The following is a 26875-nucleotide window of genomic DNA, read 5'->3' on the forward strand; positions in this document are numbered from 1 at the left end:
TTAATAAGGCAAAAAAAATCCTGACGCTAAGGTCAGGATTTTATTAAAAATGAATTATTTTAAAGCTACTCGCTTAAATTCTGTAACAGTTAAGCCATTCTCAGATTGATTGAGGAATTGCTCAACAGACATTTTGTTGTCTTTAATGAAATCTTGGCTCAACAATGTATTTTCTTTGAAGAATTTGTTCAATCTTCCCATTGCGATTTTTTCAGCCATTTCAGCAGGTTTTCCTTCTTGGATAGCCAATTCTTTACCTACTTCGATTTCTCTATCGATAGTTTCTTGATCGATACCATCTTTATTCAAAGCCAAAGGAGCCATAGCAGCTACTTGCATAGCAACTTGTCTTCCTGCATCTTCTGCAACATCACCAGCTTTATTTAAACCAACGATTGAAGCAATTTGATTTCCAGGGTGATTGTAAGCAACCACTGCCTCAGCTTTAACTCTATCAAAGTTTGAAATTTCTAATTTCTCCCCGATAACTCCAATTTGTTCTGTAATCTTTTCACCAACTGTCAATTTATCATCAAACTTCTCGTTTAACAAATCATCTGCAGTTTGAGCTGAAGAATTTGCAGCACAATTAACTAAGCTATCAACCAACGCATAGAAATCTTCATTCTTTGCTACGAAGTCAGTTTCACAGCTCAAAGAAAGGATAACTCCTTCTCCGTTAGTAACTTTAGCGATAACTAAACCTTCTTTAGTTTCGTTCTCTCCTCTTTTTGCTGCAACTTTTTGTCCTTTTTTTCTTAGGATATCGATAGCTGCTTGCTCATCTCCGTTAGCTTCAACTAATGCCTTCTTGCAATCCATCATTCCGGCACCAGTTTTTTGTCTTAAAGCGTTTACTTGTGAAGCTGTAATTTTCATTGCTGTTTCCACTCGTTTAAATTTTAAAATATTATTAAGCGTTATCTGACTCAGCAGCTTCTGCAGTTTTAGCAGACTCTTCTTTTTCAGATTTTACTTTATCTTTTGAATTCTTTCTTTCTTCTAATCCTTCTTGAATAGCTTCAGTAACTTTATCCAAGATTTTTGCAATTGATTTTGTAGCATCATCATTTGCAGGGATAACGAAATCGATACTTCTAGGATCAGAATTTGTATCAACCATTGCAAATGTAGGGATACCTAATTTTTTCGCTTCCGCAACTGCGATATGCTCTTTCAATACATCAATTACGAAAACTGCAGCAGGAATTCTAGTCATTTCAGCGATTGAACCGTAGTTTTTGTCCAATTTTGCTCTTGTTCTTGACATTTGCAAACGCTCTCTTTTAGATAAAGTACTCATTGTACCATCTTCTTCCATCTTATCGATAGAGTGCATTTTTCTAATCGCTTTTCTGATAGTACCAAAGTTAGTCAACATACCACCTGACCATCTTTCAGTAATATAAGGCATTCTTGTAGGTTTTACTCTTTCTTCAAGAATATCTTTTGCTTGTTTTTTAGTAGCTACGAAAAGGATTTTCTTTCCTGATTTAGCGATTTGTTTCATTGCAGCACAAGCTTGATCTAATTGTGCAGCAGTTTTGTTCAAATCTATAATGTGAATTCCTTTTTTCTCTGTAAAGATATACGGAGCCATATAAGGATTCCATTTTCTTTTAAGGTGTCCAAAGTGTACACCTGCTTCTAATAATTCTTCAAATGTTGCTCTCGCCATTTTTTTAAATTTTTAACATCACATGCTCTTCGTATCAATTGAGCTTTTGTGAATTGTTTACTTTCTTTTTTACTTCTCCGTCCTATCTCAGACTTTTCAAGCAATCGATAAGTAGTTCAAATGAAATCTCACCGATTTAGATACTAAACGCGCGCCTCTCGAAAAATCGAGAGACATAGGTTGTAGAAAATTAACGTTTCGAGAATTGGAATTTCTTTCTCGCTTTCTTTTGTCCAGGTTTCTTTCTTTCAACCATTCTAGGATCTCTAGTCATTAACCCTTCAGCTTTCAAAGCTGGTTTGAAATCAGGATTAGCTTCAACTAAAGCTCTTGAGATTCCTAATCTAATTGCTTCAGCTTGACCATTAACACCTCCACCTGCAACATTGATCTTTACGTCATATTGACCTAAAGTTTCAGTTACATTAAATGGTTGATTCACTTTCTCCAACAATACAGCAGTCGCAAAATAATCTTTTACGTCTCTTTTATTGACGGTGATATTCCCCTTCCCTTTAGAAAGATAGACTCTCGCTACAGAAGATTTTCTTCTACCCAATGTGTTGATTACACTCATCTATAATTTATTTAATTGAATCCAAATTAACTGTCTCAGGCTTTTGTGCTTCCTGTCCATGTTCTGTTCCAACATAAACTTTCAAGTTTCTGTACAAAGCACTACCTAATTTATTTTTTGGAAGCATCCCTTTAACAGCTTTTTCAATTAATCTCTCAGGATATTTAGCTTGAATTTCTTTAGCTGTCAATACTCTTTGTCCTCCCGGATATCCAGTGTGACGGATGTATTCTTTTACTTCCAATTTGTTTCCACTTAGCTCAACTTTTTCAGCATTGATAACAATTACATTGTCACCACAATCAGCATGCGGAGTGAAGTTAGGCTTGTGTTTACCTCTAATAAGGAACGCCACTTTACTCGCTAGCCTTCCCAACTTTTGTCCTTCAGCATCAACGATCAACCACTTTTTGTCGGCTGTTTCTTTATTCGCTGAAACCGTCTTATAACTTAGTGTATCCACGATTTTTAATCTTTAAATTTGTATACAGTTCCCCCAAATTGGGGCTGCAAATGTACAAGTATTATATTTATTAACAAAGTCTAGGGTAAAAAATCTTACAAATTAATTTTTGCACCGCTAATTCTAAAAGTGTTTATTAATTTTGCAATCTCAAATTTATACGGATGAGCGACCCGATCAAACACGAGTGTGGAATCGCACTTTTAAGACTCAAAAAACCTCTACAATTTTATCTGGAGAAATACGGAACAGCATTTTATGGCCTAAATAAAATGTATCTCCTAATGGAGAAACAGCACAACAGAGGTCAAGATGGTGCAGGATTAGCCAACATCAAATTTGACGTTGAACCTGGACAAAGATATATTTCAAGATACAGATCAATTGATCAGCAACCTATACAAGACATCTTTAAACATGTCAATAAAAGGTTCAATGAAATTGAGGATGAGGATCCAAAACTTTTAAAAGACATCAATTATTTAAAATTGAATGCCGGATTTACTGGTGAACTATTTCTTGGACATTTGAGATATGGGACTTTTGGAAGAAACAGCATTGAATCATGCCATCCTTTTTTAAGACAAAATAACTGGAAAACAAGAAACCTAATTGTTGCGGGAAATTTCAATCTTACAAATAATGACGAGTTATTTGAGGTACTGCTAAAATTAGGACAGCATCCAAAAGAAAAAGCGGATACTGTTACCGTATTAGAGAAAATTGGTCATTTCCTGGATGAAGAAAACAGTGAACTTTACAATCAATATAAACCTGAAGGATATTCTAATAGAGATGTCTATAATTTAATCGCTCAAAACTTAGACATTCAAAAAATCCTCAAAAGGTCATCTGAAGTATGGGATGGCGGTTATGCGATTTGCGGATTATTAGGACATGGAGATGCATTTGTATTGAGAGATCCAAATGGAATTAGACCCACTTTTTACTATGAAGATGATGAGATCGTAGTTGTAACTTCTGAACGTCCGGCGATTCAAACAGCCTTTAATGTTGCAATTGAAGATGTTAAAGAACTTACTCCCGGACATGCCATTATCATAAAAAAAGATGGAGATGTATCCATTAAAGAAGTAAATCCGACAAGAGAAATTAAGCAATGCTCTTTTGAAAGAATTTATTTTGCAAGACCCGGAGACAAAGACATCTACGCAGAAAGAAAAAATTTAGGAAGAAACCTTGTACAGGATACCTTAAAACAAATTGATGGTAGTATAGATGATGCAGTCTTTACTTATATACCGAATTCGGCTGAAGTATCATTTTTTGGATTGATGAAGGGATTAGAAAAACATCACAATCAATTAAAATTTGAGGAAATAAAAGCTAAAGGAAGTAACATCAGTGATGAAGAACTCCAAGCTATATTAGCCAAAAGGGCAAGAGTTGAGAAAATTGCCATCAAGGATACCAAACTGAGAACATTTATTTCACAGGATGATGGAAGAGATGACTTGGTAGCGCATGTATATGATATAACTTACGGAACAGTAAGAAAAGGAGAAGACAATCTGGTTGTAATTGATGATTCAATTGTAAGAGGGACAACATTGAAAAAATCAATCTTAAGAATATTGGATAGATTAGGACCAAAGAGAATTGTTGTTGTATCAAGTGCTCCACAAATCAGATACCCGGACTGCTATGGAATTGACATGGCAAGAATGGGAGATTTTATAGCGTTTGAAGCTGCCATCACTCTTTTGAAAGAAAATGGTAAAGAACATATCATTGATGAAGTTTATCAAAAGTGTAAGCAAAATGAAAGCATCAAAAAGGAAGAGGCCGTAAACCACGTAAAAGAAATTTACGCTCCGTTTACAGCTGATGAAATTTCTGCTAAAATTGCCAAACTTTTAACTCCTGAAGGGATTAATGCTGAAGTGAGAATTGTATACCAATCAATTGAAAATTTACACAAAGCAATCCCTAATCACACGGGAGACTGGTACTTTACCGGAAACTATCCAACAGCTGGAGGAAATAAAGTTGTAAATAAAGCTTTTATCAATTACGTTGAAGGAATTGCAGAAAGACCTTACTAAAACTTTTGACTAAACTTTTTTAGTTTTCGAACTAATAATAGGTCAAAAGCAAGTTTTACTACAACAAAACCTATCAAGGCCGGAATGGTTGGAATTAACAAGGTGGTCCATGCTACGAAACCTGTGATGGTAAGCGTTATTAGGACGGATAATTCAATATAATAAGCTTTTAAGGTGTTTTTATAGTTGAACTTTGTATACCTTCTAGGCGCATAAAATGTCATTACATCTTTCATGTAATTTGCCAAATATACTAGTGGTAGTAATATCCAACCTTCATTTTTAAGAAAGTGAATTATCTCATCAATATGTGTCGAATTTGTAATTAGATCAGACTGATTCAGAAAATACCAAGCAATAAAAGTCAAAGCTAAAAAGACCAATACAGAAACACCAATGCTGATGTAAAAAGAACTCATTGACTCGTTCCAGTGTGCTCTTATTTTATAATGTCTTCGGTGTCTGGAAATCTCAGATCCAAAAAAATCCATGTAGTAAAATGCTATGATTACTGCAAGGGTCCAATCAAACAGCAAGTAACCTACCAATGGTAGGGCAATCTCAACGATATATTGCTGGACAAACGGATTCTTTAAATGCTTTTTAATCTCCATTACATTAATGCATTCAAATTATCTTTTGCTAACTGAAAATTTGGATTTATATCAATGGCTTTTTGATAGTACTTTTTAGCGTTCAACACATCACCTTTTTTCTCCCAAGATAAACCTAAGTTGTTATAGGCTTCAAAGTTGGTTGGATCCCATTTTGTGCATTCTTGAAAATAATAAATTGCACTATCATATTCATCTGTCATTATTAAATGGATATACCCTAAATTATAATAAGGTTTATACCAGGTTGAGTCGATACTTTTAAGTGTATAAAAACAATCTAAGGCATTATCAACTTCACCTCTACTTTGATAATAATATCCTTTATTGTACCAGGCTTCAATACTTTCAGGATAAATATCCAGCGCAGAATTGTAGTATTCAAGAGCCGTTGAGTCACCTTTTTCTGCGAACATTACACCTAGTTCAATATATGCGGCGTAATAATTGGGCTCTTGTTCTATTGCTGTTTGAAATGAACTCACCGCAATATCCCAACTCTCGTTTCTATCTTTTCTATACGGATTGTTACTGTAATAATCAGATCTGTAAATTAATCCCCTGGTGAAATAAGGCTCGGGAGAATATGGATCCAACTGCAAAGATTTACTGATATAGACATCTGCATCTGCATAATTGCTTAAAGCTGCGTGAATTTTTGCCATTCCCAAATAAGGACCGGGATTTAAAGAATCTTTTCTAATAAGATATTTGTAATGATATTGACTGGTATCAAGTTGCAACATGGAAAGATTGATATCCGCATATAATTTTCTTGCTTTGTGATAAGTTGAATCTCTTTTCAATACTTCTTTAAGATCTTCCAATGCTAAATCAATATCCCCTTCATCAACATAATATTTAGCACGTGCGTATCTAATATTATTATTAGCAGGATCATCATTGAGCTTTTTCTGAAAATAAGTCAGGGAATCTGTTACAATCAAAGAATCTTTTTCTGTTGTAATGGTTTCGTCTTGCTCTGCTTCACCTCCACACGATTGTATGGTAAGTGAAAAAACAATTAAACCGATAATTATTTTGAAGTCCAATTTAAGCATGCATCAAAATTAATACTTTCTATTTTCTGAAGAACTTCAATTGACTAAAGTGTATAAAAAAAGGAGTCTTCAAATTACAGTTGCTTAAACAAATGCAATGAAGAACTCCCTCTCTTTGGTAGAAGTAAAAAGTTTAACTACTAACCTCGTTCGACTCTAAAGTCTCGTATATTTTTGCTTCTAGTTCATCAAGTAATTCAGGATTATCAGCCAATAAAGCTTTTACTCCATCTCTACCCTGACCTAGTTTTGTTTCTCCATAGCTGAACCATGAACCACTTTTTTTGATGATTCCCATTTCAACTCCCAAATCTAAAATTTCACCAACCTTAGATATACCTTCTCCATACATGATATCAAACTCTGCTTTTCTGAAAGGAGGAGCAACTTTGTTTTTAACAATTTTAATTTTTGTTCTGTTACCAATTACTTCATCACCATCTTTAATTTGAGAAGATCTTCTGATATCCATTCTGATTGAAGAATAGAATTTCAAAGCATTACCACCGGTAGTTGTTTCAGGGTTTCCGAACATTACACCGATTTTATCTCTCAACTGATTAATAAATATGCAACATGTATGCGCCTTATTAATTGAAGCAGTCAATTTTCTTAAGGCTTTCGACATCAACCTTGCCTGAAGACCCATTTGAGAATCTCCCATTTCACCTTCAATCTCAGCTCTTGGAGTCAAAGCAGCTACTGAATCCACTACTAAAAGATCAATTGCACCTGAACGAATCAAATTATCAGCAATTTCTAAAGCTTGTTCACCATTATCCGGTTGTGAAATCAATAAATTTTGTGTATCAACACCTAATTTTTCGGCATAAAAACGATCAAAAGCATGCTCTGCATCAATGAAAGCAGCAATACCACCTTGTTTTTGACACTCGGCAATTGCATGAATTGCAACAGTTGTTTTACCTGAAGACTCAGGCCCAAATATCTCAACAATTCTACCTTTAGGAAAACCTTTTACGCCTAAAGCCATATCCAATGTCAAAGAACCAGTAGGAATAACATCTATATCCTCAATTGCTTCATCTCCTAACTTCATTACGGTACCTTTACCGTATGTCTTTTCTAATTTGTCTAATGTTAACTGTAAAGCTTTTAGCTTTTCACCGTTTACTTCTTTTACTTCTGCCATAATTATTAATTTGATAACAAAGGAATGGGGGTAGATCGTAAACTATTTACGTTCTCATTCAAATGCTATTATTTTTTTGCTTGCTCCATTATTTGCTCGGCGTGTTCTTTAGTTTTCACCTTTGTGAAAACCTCATCAATTACACCTTTTTCATTAATTACAAATGTTGTTCGGTGAATACCATCAAATGTGCGTCCCATAAATTTTTTAGGGCCCCAAACTCCATAGTCATTAATTACTTTTTTATCAGTATCTGCCAATAAATGAAAAGGCAAATCATACTTTTCAATAAAATTCTGATGCTTTTGCTCAGTATCTGCACTAACTCCCAAAATCTCATACCCCTGTTTTTGCATTGCCTTATAATTGTCTCTCAAATTACAAGACTCTGCCGTACAACCGGGCGTATTATCTTTTGGATAGAAATACAGAATTAATTTTTTACCTTTAAAATCTGATAAAGAAATGATATTTCCGTTTTCATCCGGAGCGGAAAAATTCGGTGCTTTGTCTCCTACCTTTAAATGTGTCATGTTTATTTTTTAGGTTTTGATTATTTTTTAATCATTTCTTGACGCAATATTAATCAAAATAAATAATACGCTCCAAGAATTTTGTCAATTATTTTATATTTCATCCTCCAATTAAGGATATTTGTTTAGCTTTAAATGGCTCTAAACACAAGCGATTGATGTCCAACTTTCTTAAAGAACAAGCACAGCATATCTACCAACAACATCAAGGGGAATTTGATCAAATATCTGTCATCATTCCCAACAGAAGAGCTGCCGTGTATTTACAAAAGTACCTAGCTGACATCATTCAGAAGCCATTCTATGCTCCAGAGATATTAACAATTCACGAATGGATTGATAAAAACACCCCTCAAAACATACTTAACAAGACAGAATTACTTTTTGTTCTTTATGAAATTCACTGCGAATTGATGGGAGAAAATAAGGAAGACTTTGACCAATTCATTTTGTGGGGACAAATCATGTTGAGTGATTTTGATGAGATTGACAGATACCTGATTCCTCCTGAGACTGCCTTCCAGAACCTTAAAGACATTAAAGCCTTAGAAAGTTGGGACATAGAGGAATCAGAAATGGGTAAAGCCCAAAAACTTTTTGAGAAACTATGGGATCAGCTCGGCGACTATTACAATCTTTTAAATAAAAAGTTAGCTGAGCAAAACGCCATTTACTCAGGTAAAGCGTACCTCAATTTTTATGAAAGATTGAATCAAATTAAGATTCCTAAAAAAGTATTTTTTCTAGGATTCAATGCTATATCCAAAGTTGAAGAATCTATAATGAAACAACTCATAATAGAGGAAAAGGCAGAAGTTATATTTGATATTGATAAGTTCTATTTTGATAATCCACATCACGAAGCAGCACATTTTTACCGCAAACTTTGTAAAGAGTGGAAAATAAAACCTACCGTTAGAGATGACTTTAACAGTTCACCAAAAAGTATTGAAATAATTGAATGCTCTCAACAAGTATCACAGGCTAAAATTGGCGGAGCACTTGTAAAAGAATTAAAAGACAAGAATTATAAAATGGGAAATACCGCAGTAGTATTGGCAGATGAATCCCTTTTAATTCCTTTTACCAAATCCCTACCACAGGATCTTGAAAAAGCAAACATCACAATGGGCTGGCCAATAAAATTCTCCCATTTACAGAGCTTTTTAGACATAGTTTTTGATTTCCAATTTAATTTTCAAAAATTTAAATCTTCAAAAATCTATCACAAGACACTCACTGAATTAATTCAACATCCTTATACCAAATCACTTTTGGGAAAAACATTTTCCGTATCCGACATATTGAATGAAATCACCAAAAGCAATCAAATATTTATTGAAAAAGAATCGCTACTAATTGACTATCCGGGATTAGCTAAGTTTGAAAATATATTTAAACAATGGCCGAAAAGTAATTCAGGAAAGTTGGAAGTTTTTGATGGAATTACAACTTTACTGTATGGTTCATTTAAAAACAAAGAAGAGAGAGAGATTGATTTGGAAATTATCTATCAATTCAATCTTGGTTTACAGAAATTTGTAAAAGTAGTCTCACAGCAAAACATAGAACTCAAACTACATGTATTCAAAAATCTGTTCTATCAATTTTGGCAAAACGAAACACTTTCATTTTTAGGTAATCCAATTGACGGATTACAGGTAATGGGAATTTTAGAAACCCGTACAATTGACTTTGACAACTTGATTTTTTTGGGAATGAATGAAGGAAATCTTCCGAAAACAAATAGTAACAACTCTTTCATTCCAAGAGATTTAAGGTTGTACTTAAACCTTCCTACTGAAGAAGATCGTCAAGCCATTTTCTCACATCATTTTTACCGTTCATTACATAGAGCTGAAAACGTATATATGGTTTATAACTCCACAACAGACAAAATGTCAAGCGGAGAAAAATCCAGGTACATTATTCAACTAGAAAATGAATTAGACAAATCTTTTCATCACTTTAAGACATCTGTATATTCAGGAAACGACACAAAAGCAACTACTTCTCAAACAGTATATAAATCAACTCCAGAAGTTCACAAAAAACTAGATGAATTAATTGAGCAAAAAGGACTTTCACCTTCAGCCTTAAACAAACTCATCTATTGTCCCTTGGACTTTTACTATAGATATATACTAGATTTTAAAGAAGATGAAAATGTTGAAGAAAGCATTGAATCATCCACATTTGGAACAGCCATTCATGAAGTTTTAGAAAGAATTATAGAAGATAATTTTAAGGATGGTGATACTTATCAAGCTTTGAATATTTCAAAATTATCTGCAGAAAACAAGCCTGAACAAATAAGAAAAAGACTTGAAACTGCCTACTTGAAAGGAGATGGGATGAAACAGTATAAATTGAGTGACTTGCAGTATGGTCAAAACAAGTTATCATTTGATGTTTCAATGCGTTTGATTGGATCCTTTTTAAAAGAACAAATTGACGAATTAAAAAACACAGAAGAAGCAGTTACCCCAATAGATTTAGAAAAGGCCGTGGAAGCCTCCTTCTCAATATCACGAAATGGATTAAACAAACAAATTAAGATCCAGGGTCATGCTGATAGAATAGATAAAAAAGGAGAGGTGTACCGAATTTTAGATTACAAATCCGGAAAATCTAAGGCAGATAAATTAGTGTTAAAAGACGATTTATCTTCTGCTGAAAAAATGGAAAATTTGTTCAATAATCCTGATTTAAAGTTTGCGCGTCAATTGTTGATGTATGGAATTATGTTCAGATCAACTTATAAAAGTGAGATTCCAGATTCTTCACCTTTACAAGCAGGTATTATTTCAATGATAAACATTTCAGATTGGATACAAAGTGTTTCTTATAAGGGAAACAATTGTATTGATAATCAACTACTGGAATTATTTCAGAATGCTTTGGGTGAATTTATTTTGGATTTATACGATCCTGATTTTGAATTCAAACACAATCCAGACTCAATGTATTGTCAGCATTGCGGAAAGTAAGCTATTATTTTAACTTCTCGTTTTCTTTGTGGCGAGTATTATCTCGCTTTGTTTTCTTATCCAGATTTTTCTTCAAAGCCTCTTCTAAATCAATGCCTGTTTGATTTGCCAAGCAGATCAGCACCCATAAAACATCCGCCATCTCATCACCAAGGTCTTTAGCTTTGTCAGATTCTTTTTCTGATTGTTCGCCGTATCTTCTGGCAATGATTCGAGCAACTTCGCCTACTTCTTCTGTAAGCTGAGCCATATTTGTCAACTCATTAAAATAACGAACCCCGTATTCATTAATCCAATTATCTACCAACTTTTGAGCTTCTTTTATGGTCATTTTTGCAACTTATTTATGATGTTAGTTGTTGAAAATCCTTCAACCAGATCAATTACTTTTACTACACCTCCATTATCTATCACTACCTCCCTGCCTACAATGTACTTCTTGTTCTGAGGATCTGTTTCAGCCGGATCATAATCAGCACCTTTTACTAAAACATCCGGTTTAATTTCTTCGATCAAAGCAATAGGAGTATCGTCATCAAACTCAATTACTGCTTCTACAAAACCCAAAGCAGCCAGCACAACTGACCTACCATCAAATTTATTAACCGGTCTATCCTCTCCCTTTCCCTGACGTTGTACAGAAGCATCTGAATTTATCCCCACTATCAAAACATCTCCTAATTCAGCTGCTTTTGCCAAATAGGTAACATGTCCTTTGTGCAGGATATCAAAACAACCATTAGTAAAAACAATCTTCTTACCTGAATCACGGAATTGTGAAACAGTTTTACTTAACTGATCTGAAGTAATGATTTTATTATGAATCTGATTGAGCCATTGCATCTCGATCAAATTTAATGTTTTTCCCATTGATGGCCAGAGAAATCAAACCAAGAACGATCATCATCAATGTTTGAGATGTCCAAATTATCCAACCAAGTGCCAGTGCAGCAGGATGAATTCCAGGCAAATCAGGCGCTATGTAGATGGTTACTATCAATCCAACAAAAGCAGGATAAACTCCAATTCCACCCTGAACCAAGACTATTCCAATTGTACCGGCAACAAAACCGGCCAACATAGCATCTATACCCAAATCTGAAGTTTCTTCAATTGCAAAAAAGCAAACACTAAACATCAGGATATACATGATCCAGATAAAAAATGTATGACCAATAAATTGAAGTTTATACTTGGTTTTGAGTACAGATTTTAAGCCTTCTATTACACCAAGCGCAAAATCTTTGATCTTTTTTCTCAAAGACTTCATGAAAATAGTCCCAAGCACTACCGCCAGGAAACCAAGGATGATCACCCATTTTACAATTTGTCCAAGCACTGTAAAAACCATTGCGTTTCCACAACCCATTTCACCCGCTTGAAAAGTTTCTATTTTTGCTTGAAAAAGGTCAATTTTATTGATTTGAAGCCCTAACATTACCAGGGTAACAATTCCCAACATCACCACATCAATAGCTCTTTCAGCAATGATGGTTCCAAATCCTTTCTTAAAAGGTACATTTTCTGTTTTAGAAATAACTCCAGCTCTGAAAGGCTCTCCTGCTCTCGGAAAAACCAGGTTTACTATATAACCAATCATTAAAGCATGATATGCACTCCAATAAGATACTTTGTGACCTAGAGGATCTAGCAAATACTTCCATCTATACGCTCTACTTGCATGAGAAAGAAAGCTGAACACTAAAGCTAAAACAACCCAGAAATAATCTACACGACCAAAAGCATCAAACAAATCTGCTTTTTGATCTTCACATAAAGCATCATAAAACAACCAGATTAAAAAAATTCCAAACCCAAGAGGCAGGAGAATTTTTAGGATGTTTATAAGCTTTGATTTCATGAATTTTATTTCGAATAACGAACAATCTAGAATTAAATTATCTAAATAATGTTAATCTAATTTATTGTGTTCGTTTGGAAAGATAACAGTTGGCTTAAAATCTTTTGCCTCTTCAGCAGTCATCATTGCGTAAGTGATCACAATTACTGTGTGACCAACATGTATTTTATGCGCAGCAGGACCATTCATACAAATCACTCCTGAACCTCTCTCTCCTTCAATAATGTATGTTTCTAAACGCTCTCCATTTTCCAGGTCCAAAACCTGAACTTTTTCGCCATCCATCATATCTGCCGCTTCCAATAAATCTTTATCGATTGTAATACTTCCGATATAATCAAGTTCCGCTTCAGTTACTTTTACCCTGTGAATCTTTGATTTAAAGTATGTTCTTAGCATTCCCGCACATTAATTGTAGATGCAATTTTTGCATCATTTATTTTTATGGGCGCAAAGATAGCTAATTTTTAATCTAAACATTGACAAACGAATCAATGATTAAACCAGAAATGCCAATATCAGCACTAGAAATAATAAGAAATTCAACAACACATTTTTCATCTTCATAATTTTATTAGTTCAAAAATTAAAAAGCAATGTGTGTGCCAAAAAACTCATTCAATCCCAACAACTGAAAGATTTAGTAAATTTTTAACAATTTAACTTTGTCAGGTATTTTTTGAATTATCCCTTACTATCCATAAATTGCTTGGATGAAGACAATAATACCTTTCTTTCTATTTTTCCTTTTGACAAGTCAGACGCTATTTGCACAAGACAAAAAAGTAAAAACTTATTGGGTGATGACACTGATTACAGTACCGGATACTAAACCAGATGAACAAACTGCTTATCTATCTTTTAGATTAGGGCAAAAACACGATCATTTAGAACTAAAAACAACAGAAGGAAAAACTGTTTATTTATACGGAGGAACCACAGATGAAAAAAGCAACGAGGCGCTTTTAAAAGAATGTATAGATCTAGGATTTAAAAATGCTTTGGTTGTTATACAACAGGACGATACTTTTTATTTGCATTCAGAAGTCTATAAAGATCTCAAAAAGAAAGACCTCATTTCTGTTAATGCTGACACCTATAAAGTGACTATCAAATTATTGAATTCTCAGCTATAATTTAATTGTGTAAGGCCATTAAATAAGCTTTTAAAAAGCCTCCAATCTCACCATCTAAAACTGCATCTACATTTGAGGTTTCATAATTGGTTCTTACATCTTTCACCAATTTATAAGGCTGCATAACATAGTTTCGGATTTGAGAACCCCACTCAATTTTCATTTTATTGGCTTCAATTTCATTCTGCTTTGCCATTCTTTCACGCATCTCAATTTCGTATAATTGAGATTTTAATAGCTGCATGGCTTTTTCTTTATTGGTTAACTGCGACCTAGATTCTGAGTTCTCAATAATGATCCCTGATGGCGCATGTCTTAAACGAACTGCAGTCTCCACTTTATTAACATTTTGACCACCTGCACCTCCTGATCTGAAAGTTTCAAAAGTAATATCAGCTGGATTAATATCTATCTCAATTGTATCATCAACTAATGGATACACATATACTGAAACAAAAGAAGTGTGTCTTTTAGCATTTGAGTCAAAAGGGGAAATTCGCACTAACCTGTGAACACCATTTTCACCTTTTAAATAACCAAAAGCAAAATCACCATCAAATTGAAGTGAAACTGTTTTAACACCTGCAACATCTCCCGGTTGGTAGTTAAGTTCTTTTACTTTAAATCCATTTTTTTCTCCCCACATGATGTACATCCTCATTAACATTGATGCCCAATCACAACTCTCTGTTCCTCCTGCTCCCGCAGTTATTTGCATAACAGCACTTAAATTGTCTTCTTCTGCAGAAAGCATGTTTTTAAATTCAAGTTCTTCTAAAAAGTCAATGGATTTATTATAATGTTCATCTATTTCCTCTTCAGTTGTTTCACCTAATTCATGAAATTCCAGTAACACTTTTAAATCCTCTAAGTCAGTTTGAACCTTTTCAAAGTCTTCTACCCAGCCTTTTTTTACACGCAATTTTTTCATGAGTGCTTCTGCCATTTTTGGATCATCCCAAAAGGTTGGATCCTGTGACTTCAACTCATCTTCTTGAATTTCCACTCGCTTTTCATCAATCTTCAAATAAGCTTGAAGATCATTCACTCTTTTTTCAAATGCTTTTACTTGGTCTTGCGTGATCATAGTGACAAAGATAATTTGTTATTGAAAATGCAAAGCGGTTCATCAAACATCAATTCATTTTTTAAGTGTTTATACATTTTCAACACTGTTAATAAATGAGCTAGATTTAATTAAATATTATTATAAATTTGTTGCTCTCTAAAATCTAGAAAAAAATGAATGTACCTGCAGATTTAAAATACACTAAAGATCACGAATGGATTAAAGTTGACGGTGATGTTGCAACAGTTGGAATTACTGATTTTGCTCAAAGCGAATTAGGTGATATCGTTTATGTTGAAATTGAAACTGAAGGAGAAACTTTAGACCAAGAAGAAGTTTTTGGTTCAATTGAAGCAGTAAAAACAGTATCTGATCTTTTTATGCCTGTTGGTGGAGAAGTAATTGAGATCAACGAAGAAATCGAATCAAATCCTGAAGTAATTAATAGTGATGCTTACGGATCAGGTTGGTTGATCAAAGTTAAATTAACTGATGCTTCTCAATTAGACGATCTTTTATCAGCTGATGCTTATAAAGATTTAATTGGCTAAGAAAAGCTTTTTTTATCACCTTCCTTGGATTGGTTGGCTGATACTGATCACGGTACTTTGTATAACACCGGGCGATAAATTGCCAAAAATTGAATGGCAACTTATTACGATAAGCACTTTTGCCCACTTTTCAATGTACTTTGGACTTTCAGCTTTAATGCTTTGGGGGATTTACAAAGCCAAAAAAAATACAGTTTCAAAATTTTTGAACCTTTCTGATTTTTGGTTGTACATAATGGTGATATCAATTGGAATTAGCTACGGTTATTTGATAGAATTGATACAGGGAAATTTTATTTATCAACGTTATTACGACACAGAAGACATCATAGTTAACGGAATTGGTACAATTTTTGGTGTTTTAGGTTATATTTTGATAGGTAAAAAATTAGTATAAATCGTATCGCTAAGTGAGACAAATTTTTGTACTTTAGCGATCACAACAAAACGAATTATGGAGAAGAAAAAATCCAGTGAAGCGGATTTAGAACGCAAAGTTTGGGTGTTCCGATCTCTCGGTTTGCTTATTATCGCCTCAATTGTTTTAATGGCATTCACCTATGAAGCATTTGAAGTTGAAGAAGTTGCAGACGTAGTAGAAGATGACGGAATGCGAGATGAATTGGTATTCGATATTCCAATGGATGAACCGGAACCTCCACCAGAAGAGGACACTCCTCCTCCACCACCACCTCAACCTGACGAAGTAGTGGAAGTTGATGACGACGTAGAGATTGATGAAGACATCAGCTTTGATATGGAAGTTACTGACGAGCCTATCCTAGATGATGAGCCCGAAGAAATTGTTGAACAACCAATTTATGAATTTGCTGATGTTGAACCAGCTTTCCCAGGGGGAGAAGGTGCAATGGCACAATGGTTAAATGACAATATTCAGTATCCTCAATTATCAATTGAAATGGGTGAGCAAGGAATCGTTTATGTACAGTTCGTTGTAAACTCAGATGGATCAATTGAGCAAGTGAAAGTTTTACGTGGAGTTTCTGACGCTCTTGATGCTGAAGCAAAAAGAGTTGTTAAGCAAATGCCTAAATGGGCACCAGGTGAACAAGCAGGAAAACCTGTAAGGGTAAAATTTACTTTACCAATTCACTTTAGATTAGGATAAAAAAGCAATAGATATTCTTATATTTAATCCCGCCAATGGCGGGATTTTTTTATGCATAAAAATCAGATACTTACAATATTATCCCTAATTGATCTTACTACATTAAACGATAATGATACCGAAAATGTAGTGGAACAACTAGTTAATAAAGCAAATACGGGATTCGAAAATGTTCATCCTGCAGCCGTTTGTGTTTATTCAAACTTCGGGAATTTTGCAGCCAATATTTCAAAAACTAAGGTTGCCGTCGTTGGAGGATGTTTTCCAAGCGGTCAAACTTTGATTGAAGCTAAGGCGGCAGAGTACAAATTAATCCAACAACTCAACGTTGATGAAGTAGATATCGTTATCAATAGAGGTGACTTAATTGCTTCTGATTTTGAAAATGTTGCAAAGGATGTAAAAGCAGCCAGATCTATATTTACTAATAAATCATTAAAGGTAATTATAGAATCGGGCGAATTAAATGCTGAGTTAATAAAAAAAGCGAGTGAAATTGCGATATCTGAAGGTGCTGATTTTATTAAAACATCTACAGGAAAATCAAAAACCGGAGCAACACCGGAAGCCGCACAAATTATGTGTAATGTAATCCAAAACCATTTCACCCAAACAGGTAAAAAAATTGGATTCAAAGCTTCAGGTGGTATCAGAACAAAGGAAGATGCTGATAAATACATCAACATAGTTAAAAACACTTTGGGAGATGAGTGGATCAATCCTTCTCTTTTGAGAATTGGTGCAAGCTCATTATATGACAATTTAATAGACAGCCTTAAAGCCTAATGAAAAAAGAATGGGTTCCGTTAATAATTGATGCTTTATACGAAGCAACGGAAGCTATTATGGGTGTATACACAGGAAACTTTGAAGTCATAATAAAGTCTGACCATTCTCCTGTTACTATTGCTGACAAACAATCCAACGTAATAATTCAAAACGCACTAAAAAAAACAGGTGTTTTAATCGTTTCAGAAGAGTCTGAGAAACCTCCCTATGAAACTAGAAAAAATGAAGACATTTGGTTGGTTGACCCTTTGGACGGCACCAAAGAATTTGTTAAAAAAAATGACGAGTTTGCTATTTGCATAGCCTATGTAAGTGAGCACCGTTCAATTTTTGGAATCATTGCTGATCCGGTGAATAGACAAATTATTTTTGGTGGAGAAAATATACCACCTGCCCTAATTTCTTATGGAGAAGAAGACATATTTTCTTCTAAACATCATTTAGCAAAATTAAAGGGAGATAAAATAGATCATATTATCTATTCTAGAACTCACTACACACCTAGAATAGATAAACTTCTTGAAAAGTTGGAGCATCAATACGGACATATTGATAGAATATTGAAAGGAAGCGCTTTGAAGTTTTTTGATCTAGTCCAGGATCATGCCCAATTATATCCAAGATTATGGCCAACAATGGAATGGGACATTGCAGCCGGAAATGCAATCTACAGTGCTTTAGGAGGTGAAGTGTTAGATTTTAATACTTTTGCACCTTTGGAATACAATAAAGAAGATTTACACAATCCTCAATTCATAGCTAAACCAAAAGAATTACAAATTACAACAGATGAGTAAAAAAGTTGCCTTTATAACGGGAATTACAGGACAAGATGGAGCCTATTTGGCTGAATTACTTCTGGAAAAAGGTTATATCGTTCATGGTCTTAAAAGAAGATCATCTTTGTTTAATACAGATAGAATTGACCATTTATACAAAGACAAACATGAAGAAGGTGTAAACTTATTTCTTCATTATGGTGATTTGACAGACTCAACTAATCTTATAAGGTTGGTACAGCAAATAAAACCTGATGAAATCTATAATCTGGCAGCAATGTCGCATGTTAAGGTTTCATTTGACACCCCTGAGTACACTGCCAATGCAGATGCCTTAGGAACCTTGAGACTTTTAGAAGCAATCAGAATTTTAAAAATGGAGAAATCTGTAAAATTCTATCAAGCCTCAACTTCAGAATTGTACGGAAAAGTAATGGAAACCCCACAATCTGAAACCACTCCTTTTTATCCAAGAAGTCCTTATGCTGTAGCAAAACTTTATGGATTTTGGATTGTTAAAAATTACCGTGAAGCTTACGGAATTTATGCATGTAATGGTATTTTGTTCAACCATGAAAGTCCATTAAGAGGAGAAACTTTTGTTACCAGAAAAATTACACGTGCCGTAGCCAAAATAAAATTAGGACTACAAAACAAACTTTATCTTGGAAACCTTGATGCAAAAAGAGACTGGGGACATGCTAGAGATTACGTTTACGGTATGTGGCAAATGCTTCAACAAGAAGAAGCAGAAGATTTTGTTTTGGCATCCGGTGAAACGCATCCGGTAAGAGAGTTTGTAGAAAAAGCTTTTGCCGAAGTAGACATTAAAATCAGATGGGAAGGAAGTGGAATTAATGAAAAAGGAATCAACGAAGCGACTAACGAAATTTTAGTTGAAGTTGACGAACAATATTTCAGACCAACTGAAGTTGAATTACTACTTGGTGATCCAACAAAAGCAAAAGAAAAATTAGGCTGGACCCATAAAATTAGTTTTGAAGAACTAGTGAAAGAAATGGTGCAGGCTGACGTCAAATTGTTTGAACGTGACAAATACCTTAAAGAAGGTGGACATCAAACATTCGAGTACAATGAATAAAACAGATAAGATTTATGTTGCCGGACACAACGGCATGGTAGGTTCTGCAATTGTCAGACTTTTACAAAAAGAAGGTTATTCAAACATTGTTACAAGAAGTTCAAAAGAAGTAGATCTTAGAAATCAAGCCGAAGTAAACGCATTTTTTGAAAGCGAAAAACCTCAATTTGTTTTTTTAGCAGCCGCAAAAGTTGGAGGAATTTTAGCTAACAATACCTACAGAGCCGAATTCTTATATGACAACTTGATGATCGCAAGCAATATAATTCACGCCTCATATGTCAATAAGGTTGAAAAATTACTGTTTTTAGGATCTTCATGTATTTATCCAAAAATGGCTCCTCAACCACTTAAAGAAGAGTACCTTTTAACAGGTGAACTTGAGTGTACCAATGAACCTTATGCCATTGCGAAAATTGCAGGCATCAAATTATGCGAATCATACAGAGATCAATACGGATGCAACTTTATTTCTGCCATGCCTACAAATTTGTATGGTCCAAATGACAACTATGATTTGCAAACATCACATGTTTTACCAGCTTTGATCAGAAAATTCCATACTGCAAAAGTGGAGAATTCACCCAATGTTGAGATATGGGGAACAGGCTCACCATTAAGAGAGTTTTTGTATGTTGATGATGTAGCGGAAGCTTGTCTTCACTTAATGCTACACTATAATGAGAAGCAATTTGTAAATGTTGGTGCAGGAAAAGATATCTCCATCAAAGATTTGGCGCTAACCATAAAAGACGTCATTGGATTTGAAGGTGAACTCACTTTTGATACATCAAAACCTGATGGAACTCCAAGAAAATTAATGGATGTCTCAAAACTTGCACAAGCAGGATGGTCTTACAGAGTAGAGCTAAAGGATGGAATTAAATTGGCTTATGAAGATGCTTTAAGCAAAGGCTTGCTTGATTAAGTAATTCAACAGCTACTTCCCACCAGATCTATAACACATAACCTTTACCTCTTATTTCCCGTATTGTTAAACGCATGCGCGCGTATCTGAGCATATTTATTTTGATGAGCTTTAGTTGGTTTAAAGCTTATGGACAACTGTATTTTCCTAACGAACAATACTATAACAGTGAATTGGATAGATTCTTCTTGAAGGATTCTGTCAACCAAAACTTTTACAATTCGCATCAAAGTTTAAAACCAATTCTGGATAAACGCACCAATCCTGATTCAATATTTTACAAAGACAGCAAGCACTATTACTGGATTACACAAAAATTATTCAAAGAAAACTTCTTGATATTTGAAGGGAAAGATTTTTGGTGTGCAGTTGATCCAATTTTAGATTTGGAAGGCGGAACAGATTTTTCTGCAGACTCACTGGACATTTTATACTGGAATACCAGAGGTATAAGAGTACAAGCAAAATTTTTAGACAAAGTTGCTTTTACCACTTCTGTTTATGAAAATCAGGCAGTGTTACCGAATTATTATAGCAATTACATTGACCAGTATGGCGAATTCAGGCCATCAGGAAGTAATTACAAACAGGAAAACGCCGTAGTTCCGGGATACGCCAGAACCAAGACTTTTAAAACTAATGGTTACGACTTTGCTTTTGCAGAAGGACAAGTATCCATTGTTCCCAACGAATATTTTAATGTTCAATTCGGAAATGGAAATCAATTCATAGGAAACGGACACCGCTCGCTTTTACTTTCAGACTTTTCAAGCAATTACCCCTTTGCTAAATTTGAAGGTAATTTTTTAAAAGGTCGAATTCAATACAATGCGATTTATGCGGTACACCAAAACCTTTACAGGCTCCCTTTTTTCAATTCGGTTGAATCAACATATGAACGAAAAATAGGAACCTACCATTATTTAGACTTTGCCATTACGCCGAAAATTAATGTCGGACTTTTTGAAGGAGCCCTTTGGCAACGAACAGATAGCCTGGGATCTCATCAACCAAATTGGCTCTTTGTAAATCCGGTTCCATTTGTCAATGCAGCTGTAATGTCAAAAAATGATTCCACTTACAACCATGTACTGGGAATAAATTATTCGTGGGCATTTTTGAAAAATCGATTATATGGACAAGTTGTTTTGGATAATGGCTTTGGAGGCTTTCAGCTAGGAATCAAATCATATGATCTATTTATTGAAAATTTTGATGTACGTGCTGAATACAACATGTCAAAAAGAGGAACCTATTTCTCATCAAACAAAAGGTACAATTACTCACACAACAATTTATCTTTAGCTCATCCTCTAGCTTCTGGATTCACAGAATATATTTTACAACTGAAATATGAATTCAAAGAATTCTTTATTACGAATGAAACTGTATATAGCAGACGAGATATAGTTGATACAAACTATAGAGACATCAATATTGTCAATGATAATATTAATTCAATTAATCTCATGCTAGGCGATAGTAGAAGAACTCTTATAAACACACTAGAGATAGGTTATAGATTCAATAAAAGATATAATCTACAGGCTGTAGCAGGTTGGATGTTTAGAAATGGAAGTGGTCAAGGTCCTGACACCCATACCAACTACGTTTATTGCGCAGTAAGAACAAGATTGAGAAATAAAACAAGAGATTTTTAAAATGAAAGATTATCATTTAGTACTCGTATTTTTAACCGCTTTTGGTGTTGTGTTACTGGCAACTCCATCCTTAATAAAGGTGGCTAAATTAAAGCATCTTGTGGACGAGCCGTCTGAAGACAGAAAGCTACACACACGCAGTATTCCAACTATTGGCGGAATCATCATTTTCTCTGCTTTTATATTCTCATCATTGCTTTGGTTCCCAGATCATTCAATGATTGCAAAGGCTGAATTAGGCCAATTTAATTACCTCATGGCCTCATTGATATTGCTATTTTTTGTTGGAGTTAAAGATGATATTATCGGCATGTCCCCAATGAAAAAACTACTGGCTCATTTAATGGTAGGATTCATTTTGGTAGTAATGGGTGAAATTAGAATCACCTCTTTTCAAGGATTATTAGGAATGGACATAGAATTACCGGAATATGGCAGTATCCTGATCTCAATTTTTGCTTATATCGTTATTGTGAATGCCATTAATTTAGTAGATGGAGTAGACGGATTAGCCTCCGGAGTGGGATTAATAGCGGCTGCAGCATTTGGTGTGTGGTTTTCATACACGGGAGCAGTTCACTGGGCACTTGTATCTTTTAGTTTAAGTGGAGCTTTATTAGGATTTCTTGTATTTAACTTTAATCCTGCCAGGATATTTATGGGAGATTCGGGTTCACTTTCAATTGGAGCCATTTTAAGTGTATTGGCTATCAAATTAATTGACACACCAATTGAAACATTACCTGTTGAAATACAATACGTATCTAAACCCGTATTAGCTATGACCATATTGGCATACCCATTATTAGATACTTTGAGAGTTTTTTCAATAAGGATAGCGAGTGGAAGATCACCATTAAGTGCCGATAGAAATCACTTGCATCACAAAATGTTAGACCAGGACAACAATCACAAAAAAACGGTCATCATAATCTACATCTTTACATTGATCATGATTGGGCAAGCATTCTTTTTACAATTCCCTAACCCCAACATCAGTTTTGGAATAAGTGCTGCCACCTGTTTTTTATTCATGCTATTTGTTTTCTACGCTTATCCAAAAGGAAAAAAGAAAAATGCATAAGTGGATCTTATACATATCACTATTCGTTTCTCAATTTTCATTTGGGCAAAATCTCTTGCGTGTTCATGACATACATTACCGTAATCAGATCCAATCACCTTATGTGATGAGCGACAATCAAAGTGTACACAGCTCAGTTAAACCAATCATTAATAGTGCTCCACTAAATTTGACAGATAAAAAGGATTTAGCCTTTAAAAGATCTTTCATTATTACCAGCAGCGCAACTGTTGACAGCAGCAAACTATACAATTTTAGACTTTATCCTTTGGTAGATATCAATGGCGGAATTGAATTAGGTCAAAACTCAATCCCCAAAATTACAGCCGGTGCAGGTTTCGGACTGAATTATAGCAAACGTAAATTTTACTTAACATTTAAAATGCTGCCTTATTACAAAATAGACGGTGTGTTAGGTGATTCCATTCAATCCAATTACAACATGGATTTTGGAACAAATAGAGCAATTGCTAACAACATTTTTTACAGGGGTGAATTCTTAATGGCATACAGACCAAATAGGTTCTTTACCTTTTTAGGAGGATACGGTAAAAACTTTTTTGGTGAAGGATACAGATCAATGTTGTTGTCTGATAACATTGGTGCACATCCATTTTTCAAAATTGAAACAAGTTTTGGTAGCATTAAATATGTCAACTTATACAATTTTTGGAGAGACAATAGCACAGACCCCTTTGACCGATCACAAGACATTCCAAAGTTCAATGCCACACATTATTTATCCTGGAACATTATTCAAGGATTAAACTTATCTGTATTTGAAACGGTGAATTTCAGAACTAAAGACACTTTAGTAAATAGAGGGTTTGATTTTAATTACATCAACCCGGTAGTTTTTTACAGACCTGTTGAATATGGCTTAGGTTCGGCAGATAATGTTTTACTGGGAATGAACGCTTCGTACAAACTAAACAGACATCATAATATTTACACTCAATTTATACTGGACGAATTTTTATTGTCAGAAATACAAGCACAAAGCAGATGGTGGGCCAATAAATATGCATGGCAATTGGGATATAAGTCTGATGAATTTTTTAAGGAGAATCTGTATTTCCAAATTGAACTCAATGGCGCAAGACCATTTACTTACTCTCACAAATCATCTGCTCATGCGTATGGACATATGAATGCAGCAGCAGCCCACCCATTAGGAGCCAATTTTATGGAGTTGTTACAAATTACTTCTTATAGTTTTGGAGATCACAGGATTACGAATAAAATAACGTTTGCATCATTTGGAACCGATATTGATTCTTTGACCAGTTATGGACAGGATATTTTTAAATCATACTCAAATCGTCCAGGGGATTTTGATCAAATGATGTATCAAGGAAATAGAAACAACGTGTTGAATGAGACATTTATATATGAGTACGCCCTGATTCCATCTATAGATATGTATTTAACAGCAGCCTACAACTTAAGGGTAGCGAATAATGAGTACAACACAAAAATTTACAATTCATTCCAGATAGGAATCAGATCAAGAATATGGAATGTTTATAATGATTTTTAGCAAGAATCAAGTTCTAAAATCATTGGTTTTCAACGAATGACAAGATAAATTGTTAAGTCTGTTTTTAAAATGTTGATAATATAGAATCAATCTAGATTCAAACTTATCAATTCATTGGTCCTTTTTTTATTAAATTTGCCCAGATTTATCAAATGTTGGCCAAAGAATCCACTATAGAAAAAGCGACTAGCGTGAGTAAAATAAAAGACATTGCAATGCTGATGAAATTGCGTCTGTCTTTCTTGGTAGTTATTTCTGCTATTGCTTGCTATTTCTTCGCAGGCGGAGGTTTCGATATCAACTTATTATACATGACGTTGGGTGGTTTTTTAATCACAGGAGCATCTAATGGCTACAATCAAGTTATTGAAAGAGACATTGATAAATTGATGACCAGAACCATGAACAGACCTATGCCTCAAGGCAGATTAACTGTAACAGAAGGACTGGTAATCTCTTCTATTTTTGGTATTGCAGGCGCATTTTTATTATTTCAAATTAATTGGTTTTCTGGAGTATTAGGAATCTTAGCCATGTTTTTATATGCAGCAGTTTATACACCTTTGAAACCTATTACACCATGGGCTGTATTTGTTGGAGCATTTCCCGGAGCCATTCCACCAATGATTGGAATTGTTGCATTTGATGGTTTTTTCAGTTTTAAAGCAGGCATCTTATTCTTTATACAATTTATTTGGCAATTCCCTCACTTTTGGGCCATTGCCTGGTTAAAAGATGATGATTATCGCAAGGCTGGATTTTCTTTATTGCCTTTGAAATCAGGAAAATCTAAAAAGACATTATTTTTAATTGTAATCTACACTGCTATTATGGTGCCTGTTGGTATTTTGCCTTGGTACTTTGAATGGGCAGGTGATATAACTTTGATATTAGGAACATTGGCAGGGATCTGGTTTTTCATGATCGCTTACAAGTTCTATTTGGTACAGGAGGATAAATGGGCTAAAAAATTGATGTTCGCATCTTTTATATACCTGCCTTTTATTCAATTTTTATACGTTTTTGATAAACTTTTACAGTGAGTAAAAACTTACTAGATCCCGAACAAAATAAGAAAGCCAAAAAGAATCTTCTTTGGTTTTTCATTATTACAGTAGTCATGTTATTTGCTGGTTTTACCAGTGCGTATTTAGTTGTTAGAGGCTCAGGTTTCTGGGTACAACTTCCAATGCCAAAAGGTTTTGTTATGAGTACTGTCATGATTGTCCTGAGTAGTATCATGATGTTCATTGCCGTTTATGCTGTAAAAAATGCCAAAGACTCAATTTTAAATTTTTCACTAGGCGTTGCTTTATTGACCGGAATTGGATTTGGGTATTTTCAGTTTACTGCATTTAATCAAATGATTGAAGACGGAAACAGAATAACTGGACCTATCCTTACTAACAGTGGAAGATATGGTAACATCTTCAGTTTAACTTATGAAGGAAAATCTTTGAGTTTTGAAAACGAAGAATTCTTTTGGAAAGGTGATAAAATCTCTCCTGAAATGGAGCAGGATTTAATTGAGCTTGGTGCTATATTGGAAGAAGGAGGAAGAACTAGAACCAATAATTTTGACATTGGTAATTATGGTGCGGGTTGGATGATGTATTACAAAAATCAACCGGTTACTTACAGCAATAAAATGTTCTTTTTAAATGATCAAGAACTAGATAGAGATCAGCTTTTTGAATTGTACCAGTTTGGTGAAAACTTACACAACCAAAGAGGTGATTTTACTATGGAAGGTCAATATGGAAAAGACTTTGTGATTGTTTACAATGAGAAAAAATTAGATTATAAAAACAGAACATTTTTCTTGGATGGCAAACCACTTTCTGCCAAATTAGAAACAGAATTATACGGTGCAAATAACACAGCAAGTTCATTTATTTATGTTTTTGCAGGAATGCATTTATTGCACTGGCTTGGAGGAATTATCGCCCTATTGGTGGTGTTTATCAGAGGGTTAAAAAAATCTTATACTGCTTCAAATTACCTTGGTTTAACGCTCGGTGCAAACTACTGGCATTTTTTGGGTATTTTGTGGTTGTATTTGTACGGATTTTTAATTTTTATTCATTAAACTTGCACTAATTAAAATTGTA

At 34.4% G+C, this 26875-nt stretch carries 28 protein-coding genes; 15 read left to right on the top strand and 13 right to left on the bottom strand.

Annotated features, from left to right (window positions below; genetic code table 11):
- Positions 1-54 precede the first annotated feature (54 nt).
- From tsf to rplM, 4 genes are all read right to left on the bottom strand, one after another.
- Positions 55-879, bottom strand: a complete 825-nt coding sequence (gene tsf, locus K6119_RS07700; RefSeq protein WP_221837873.1) for a translation elongation factor Ts — start codon at positions 877-879, stop codon at positions 55-57.
- Between the two features lie 34 nt (positions 880-913).
- Entirely contained in the window at positions 914-1678 is a 765-nt protein-coding gene (gene rpsB / locus K6119_RS07705) for a 30S ribosomal protein S2 (protein WP_221837704.1), read from the bottom strand.
- A 190-nt stretch (positions 1679-1868) separates the two neighbouring features.
- Positions 1869-2255 carry a 30S ribosomal protein S9 gene (gene rpsI, locus K6119_RS07710; protein WP_221837706.1) on the bottom strand — a complete coding sequence of 129 codons (387 nt, stop codon included), beginning with the start codon at positions 2253-2255 and terminating at the stop codon, positions 1869-1871.
- 7 nt (positions 2256-2262) lie between these two features.
- Positions 2263-2718 carry a 50S ribosomal protein L13 gene (gene rplM / locus K6119_RS07715; protein WP_221837708.1) on the bottom strand — a complete coding sequence of 152 codons (456 nt, stop codon included), beginning with the start codon at positions 2716-2718 and terminating at the stop codon, positions 2263-2265.
- Positions 2719-2882: 164 nt separating this feature from the next.
- On the opposite strand from rplM, the gene K6119_RS07720 reads away from it, so the two are divergent.
- Entirely contained in the window at positions 2883-4784 is a 1902-nt protein-coding gene (locus tag K6119_RS07720; protein WP_221837710.1) for an amidophosphoribosyltransferase, read from the top strand.
- Here the strand turns inward: K6119_RS07720 and K6119_RS07725 are convergent.
- From K6119_RS07725 to bcp, 4 genes are all read right to left on the bottom strand, one after another.
- Positions 4781-5398: a hypothetical protein gene (locus tag K6119_RS07725; protein ID WP_221837712.1), complete on the bottom strand. Its 618-nt coding sequence runs from the start codon at positions 5396-5398 to the stop codon at positions 4781-4783. The genes K6119_RS07720 and K6119_RS07725 overlap by 4 nt on opposite strands.
- The gene (locus tag K6119_RS07730) at positions 5398-6459 is read right to left on the bottom strand and encodes a tetratricopeptide repeat protein (protein ID WP_221837725.1); all 1062 of its coding nucleotides are present in this window, start codon (positions 6457-6459) and stop codon (positions 5398-5400) included. Before K6119_RS07730 ends, K6119_RS07725 begins: the two co-directional genes overlap by 1 nt.
- Before the next feature lie 133 nt (positions 6460-6592).
- Positions 6593-7612 (bottom strand): recombinase RecA, encoded by a 1020-nt coding sequence (gene recA / locus K6119_RS07735; protein WP_221837727.1) that lies wholly within the window; start codon positions 7610-7612, stop codon positions 6593-6595.
- A 68-nt stretch (positions 7613-7680) separates the two neighbouring features.
- A complete protein-coding gene (gene bcp / locus K6119_RS07740) occupies positions 7681-8145 on the bottom strand; it encodes a thioredoxin-dependent thiol peroxidase (RefSeq protein ID WP_221837729.1) in 465 nt (154 codons plus the stop codon).
- Between the two features lie 158 nt (positions 8146-8303).
- On the opposite strand from bcp, the gene K6119_RS07745 reads away from it, so the two are divergent.
- Positions 8304-11135 carry a PD-(D/E)XK nuclease family protein gene (locus K6119_RS07745; protein WP_221837731.1) on the top strand — a complete coding sequence of 944 codons (2832 nt, stop codon included), beginning with the start codon at positions 8304-8306 and terminating at the stop codon, positions 11133-11135.
- Between the two features lie 4 nt (positions 11136-11139).
- On the opposite strand, the gene K6119_RS07750 is transcribed toward K6119_RS07745, so the two are convergent.
- Genes K6119_RS07750 through panD form a run of 4 tightly spaced genes read right to left on the bottom strand, consistent with a single transcriptional unit; the run spans position 11140 to position 13395 of the window.
- The gene (locus tag K6119_RS07750; protein ID WP_221837733.1) at positions 11140-11466 is read right to left on the bottom strand and encodes a nucleotide pyrophosphohydrolase; all 327 of its coding nucleotides are present in this window, start codon (positions 11464-11466) and stop codon (positions 11140-11142) included.
- Positions 11463-11978: a D-glycero-beta-D-manno-heptose 1-phosphate adenylyltransferase gene (gene rfaE2 / locus K6119_RS07755; RefSeq protein WP_221837735.1), complete on the bottom strand. Its 516-nt coding sequence runs from the start codon at positions 11976-11978 to the stop codon at positions 11463-11465. The genes K6119_RS07750 and rfaE2 overlap by 4 nt, the downstream gene beginning before the upstream one ends.
- On the bottom strand, positions 11953-12996 hold the full coding sequence (locus tag K6119_RS07760) for a lysylphosphatidylglycerol synthase transmembrane domain-containing protein (RefSeq protein ID WP_221837737.1): 1044 nt from the start codon (positions 12994-12996) through the stop codon (positions 11953-11955). The genes rfaE2 and K6119_RS07760 overlap by 26 nt, the downstream gene beginning before the upstream one ends.
- Before the next feature lie 51 nt (positions 12997-13047).
- Positions 13048-13395, bottom strand: coding sequence for an aspartate 1-decarboxylase (gene panD, locus K6119_RS07765; RefSeq protein WP_221837739.1), 348 nt, complete (start codon positions 13393-13395; stop codon positions 13048-13050).
- A 314-nt stretch (positions 13396-13709) separates the two neighbouring features.
- Here panD and K6119_RS07770 point away from each other — a divergent pair, with 314 nt between their 5' ends.
- Positions 13710-14132 (top strand): hypothetical protein, encoded by a 423-nt coding sequence (locus K6119_RS07770; RefSeq protein ID WP_221837742.1) that lies wholly within the window; start codon positions 13710-13712, stop codon positions 14130-14132.
- Position 14133: 1 nt separating this feature from the next.
- On the opposite strand, the gene prfB is transcribed toward K6119_RS07770, so the two are convergent.
- The gene (gene prfB, locus K6119_RS07775; RefSeq protein WP_221837745.1) at positions 14134-15219 is read right to left on the bottom strand and encodes a peptide chain release factor 2; all 1086 of its coding nucleotides are present in this window, start codon (positions 15217-15219) and stop codon (positions 14134-14136) included.
- A 155-nt stretch (positions 15220-15374) separates the two neighbouring features.
- Between prfB and gcvH the strand changes: the two genes are divergently transcribed.
- The 12 genes from gcvH (at position 15375) to K6119_RS07835 (ending at position 26853) form a co-directional block, all read left to right on the top strand.
- Entirely contained in the window at positions 15375-15752 is a 378-nt protein-coding gene (gcvH, locus tag K6119_RS07780) for a glycine cleavage system protein GcvH (protein ID WP_221837749.1), read from the top strand.
- Complete coding sequence (locus tag K6119_RS07785) at positions 15745-16149, top strand: VanZ family protein (RefSeq protein ID WP_221837752.1); 405 nt, start codon at positions 15745-15747, stop codon at positions 16147-16149. Before gcvH ends, K6119_RS07785 begins: the two co-directional genes overlap by 8 nt.
- Before the next feature lie 57 nt (positions 16150-16206).
- Positions 16207-16881, top strand: a complete 675-nt coding sequence (locus K6119_RS07790; RefSeq protein WP_221837755.1) for an energy transducer TonB — start codon at positions 16207-16209, stop codon at positions 16879-16881.
- A gap of 51 nt (positions 16882-16932) precedes the next feature.
- Positions 16933-17667 (top strand): deoxyribose-phosphate aldolase, encoded by a 735-nt coding sequence (gene deoC, locus K6119_RS07795; protein WP_221837758.1) that lies wholly within the window; start codon positions 16933-16935, stop codon positions 17665-17667.
- Positions 17667-18467 carry a 3'(2'),5'-bisphosphate nucleotidase CysQ family protein gene (locus K6119_RS07800; RefSeq protein WP_221837761.1) on the top strand — a complete coding sequence of 267 codons (801 nt, stop codon included), beginning with the start codon at positions 17667-17669 and terminating at the stop codon, positions 18465-18467. The genes deoC and K6119_RS07800 overlap by 1 nt, the downstream gene beginning before the upstream one ends.
- Positions 18460-19551, top strand: coding sequence for a GDP-mannose 4,6-dehydratase (gene gmd / locus K6119_RS07805; RefSeq protein ID WP_221837764.1), 1092 nt, complete (start codon positions 18460-18462; stop codon positions 19549-19551). Before K6119_RS07800 ends, gmd begins: the two co-directional genes overlap by 8 nt.
- Positions 19544-20479 carry a GDP-L-fucose synthase gene (gene fcl, locus K6119_RS07810; RefSeq protein WP_221837767.1) on the top strand — a complete coding sequence of 312 codons (936 nt, stop codon included), beginning with the start codon at positions 19544-19546 and terminating at the stop codon, positions 20477-20479. Before gmd ends, fcl begins: the two co-directional genes overlap by 8 nt.
- A 74-nt stretch (positions 20480-20553) precedes the next feature.
- Positions 20554-22140, top strand: a complete 1587-nt coding sequence (locus K6119_RS07815) for a hypothetical protein (RefSeq protein ID WP_237828131.1) — start codon at positions 20554-20556, stop codon at positions 22138-22140.
- A 1-nt stretch (position 22141) separates the two neighbouring features.
- Positions 22142-23224, top strand: coding sequence for a glycosyltransferase family 4 protein (locus tag K6119_RS07820; protein WP_221837771.1), 1083 nt, complete (start codon positions 22142-22144; stop codon positions 23222-23224).
- A gap of 106 nt (positions 23225-23330) precedes the next feature.
- Positions 23331-24764 carry a hypothetical protein gene (locus K6119_RS07825; protein ID WP_237828132.1) on the top strand — a complete coding sequence of 478 codons (1434 nt, stop codon included), beginning with the start codon at positions 23331-23333 and terminating at the stop codon, positions 24762-24764.
- A 191-nt stretch (positions 24765-24955) separates the two neighbouring features.
- Positions 24956-25807, top strand: coding sequence for a heme o synthase (gene cyoE, locus K6119_RS07830; RefSeq protein ID WP_221837775.1), 852 nt, complete (start codon positions 24956-24958; stop codon positions 25805-25807).
- Positions 25804-26853, top strand: coding sequence for a cytochrome c oxidase subunit 3 (locus K6119_RS07835; RefSeq protein WP_221837778.1), 1050 nt, complete (start codon positions 25804-25806; stop codon positions 26851-26853). The genes cyoE and K6119_RS07835 overlap by 4 nt, the downstream gene beginning before the upstream one ends.
- Positions 26854-26875 lie beyond the last annotated feature (22 nt).

Source organism: Paracrocinitomix mangrovi, from assembly GCF_019740355.2.
Taxonomy (GTDB): Bacteria; Bacteroidota; Bacteroidia; order Flavobacteriales_D; family Crocinitomicaceae; genus Paracrocinitomix; species Paracrocinitomix mangrovi.

Bases quoted from the DNA above. Each gene is read 5' to 3' on its own strand.
- prfB (WP_221837745.1), bottom strand. From the start codon at position 15,219: ATGATCACGCAAGACCAAGTAAAAGCATTTGAAAAAAGAGTGAATGAT.
- panD (WP_221837739.1), bottom strand. From the start codon at position 13,395: ATGCTAAGAACATACTTTAAATCAAAGATTCACAGGGTAAAAGTAACT.
- deoC (WP_221837758.1), top strand. From the start codon at position 16,933: ATGCATAAAAATCAGATACTTACAATATTATCCCTAATTGATCTTACT.
- K6119_RS07720 (WP_221837710.1), top strand. From the start codon at position 2,883: ATGAGCGACCCGATCAAACACGAGTGTGGAATCGCACTTTTAAGACTC.
- K6119_RS07815 (WP_237828131.1), top strand. From the start codon at position 20,554: ATGCGCGCGTATCTGAGCATATTTATTTTGATGAGCTTTAGTTGGTTT.
- K6119_RS07770 (WP_221837742.1), top strand. From the start codon at position 13,710: ATGAAGACAATAATACCTTTCTTTCTATTTTTCCTTTTGACAAGTCAG.
- K6119_RS07745 (WP_221837731.1), top strand. From the start codon at position 8,304: ATGTCCAACTTTCTTAAAGAACAAGCACAGCATATCTACCAACAACAT.
- K6119_RS07760 (WP_221837737.1), bottom strand. From the start codon at position 12,996: ATGAAATCAAAGCTTATAAACATCCTAAAAATTCTCCTGCCTCTTGGG.
- gcvH (WP_221837749.1), top strand. From the start codon at position 15,375: ATGAATGTACCTGCAGATTTAAAATACACTAAAGATCACGAATGGATT.
- gmd (WP_221837764.1), top strand. From the start codon at position 18,460: ATGAGTAAAAAAGTTGCCTTTATAACGGGAATTACAGGACAAGATGGA.
- K6119_RS07750 (WP_221837733.1), bottom strand. From the start codon at position 11,466: ATGACCATAAAAGAAGCTCAAAAGTTGGTAGATAATTGGATTAATGAA.
- K6119_RS07730 (WP_221837725.1), bottom strand. From the start codon at position 6,459: ATGCTTAAATTGGACTTCAAAATAATTATCGGTTTAATTGTTTTTTCA.
- tsf (WP_221837873.1), bottom strand. From the start codon at position 879: ATGAAAATTACAGCTTCACAAGTAAACGCTTTAAGACAAAAAACTGGT.
- K6119_RS07825 (WP_237828132.1), top strand. From the start codon at position 23,331: ATGAGCGACAATCAAAGTGTACACAGCTCAGTTAAACCAATCATTAAT.
- fcl (WP_221837767.1), top strand. From the start codon at position 19,544: ATGAATAAAACAGATAAGATTTATGTTGCCGGACACAACGGCATGGTA.
- rpsI (WP_221837706.1), bottom strand. From the start codon at position 2,255: ATGAGTGTAATCAACACATTGGGTAGAAGAAAATCTTCTGTAGCGAGA.
- rpsB (WP_221837704.1), bottom strand. From the start codon at position 1,678: ATGGCGAGAGCAACATTTGAAGAATTATTAGAAGCAGGTGTACACTTT.
- bcp (WP_221837729.1), bottom strand. From the start codon at position 8,145: ATGACACATTTAAAGGTAGGAGACAAAGCACCGAATTTTTCCGCTCCG.
- rfaE2 (WP_221837735.1), bottom strand. From the start codon at position 11,978: ATGCAATGGCTCAATCAGATTCATAATAAAATCATTACTTCAGATCAG.
- K6119_RS07800 (WP_221837761.1), top strand. From the start codon at position 17,667: ATGAAAAAAGAATGGGTTCCGTTAATAATTGATGCTTTATACGAAGCA.
- K6119_RS07725 (WP_221837712.1), bottom strand. From the start codon at position 5,398: ATGGAGATTAAAAAGCATTTAAAGAATCCGTTTGTCCAGCAATATATC.
- K6119_RS07790 (WP_221837755.1), top strand. From the start codon at position 16,207: ATGGAGAAGAAAAAATCCAGTGAAGCGGATTTAGAACGCAAAGTTTGG.
- K6119_RS07820 (WP_221837771.1), top strand. From the start codon at position 22,142: ATGAAAGATTATCATTTAGTACTCGTATTTTTAACCGCTTTTGGTGTT.
- recA (WP_221837727.1), bottom strand. From the start codon at position 7,612: ATGGCAGAAGTAAAAGAAGTAAACGGTGAAAAGCTAAAAGCTTTACAG.